The sequence below is a fragment of the Streptomyces rubellomurinus genome, from assembly GCF_000961885.1.
GTDB lineage: Bacteria > Actinomycetota > Actinomycetes > Streptomycetales > Streptomycetaceae > Kitasatospora > Kitasatospora rubellomurina.
Map to the genome: position 1 here is coordinate 1 of NZ_JZKH01000298.1, position 585 is coordinate 585.

At 72.6% G+C, this 585-nt stretch carries 1 protein-coding gene; it reads left to right on the forward strand.

The genetic code is table 11. The features are described 5' to 3' along the window. Positions 1–585: condensation domain-containing protein (locus VM95_RS37915; RefSeq protein WP_045706138.1), on the forward strand; the 585-nt coding region annotated here is incomplete at both ends.

The window sequence follows — 585 nt, forward strand, 5'->3', positions numbered from 1 at the left end:
GGGCGCGAGCCTCCGGTTCACCGTCCCGCCGGAGGTGCACGACGGCCTGCTCGCGCTCGCCCGGGAGTCCAGGGCGACCCTGTACATGGTGGCCCAGGCTGGCCTGGCCGCGCTGCTGACCCGGCTCGGCGCGGGGGAGGACGTGCCGATCGGCGGTGTCGTGGCCGGGCGTACGGACGAGGCGCTGGACGAGCTGGTCGGCTTCTTCGTCAACACGGTGGTGCTGCGCACCGACACCTCCGGCGACCCGACCTTCCGCGAACTGCTCGGCCGCGTCCGGGAGTCGGACCTGGCGGCGTTCGCGCACCAGGACGTGCCCTTCGAGCGCCTGGTCGACGCCGTCAGCTCGAACCGCTCCCTGGCCCGGCACCCGCTGTTCCAGGTGATGCTCGTCCTGCAGAACAACGCGACCGCCGAGCTCGGCCTGCCCGGCCTCACCGGCCGTGAACTGCGGGTCGACCCGGGCGTGGCCAAGTTCGACCTGGCCTTCGAGCTGATCGAGCAGGCGGAGGGCGGTCTGGCGGGTCTGCTGGAGTACTCCTGCGACCTCTTCGACCCGGAGACGGCCGAGCGGATCTGCGAGCG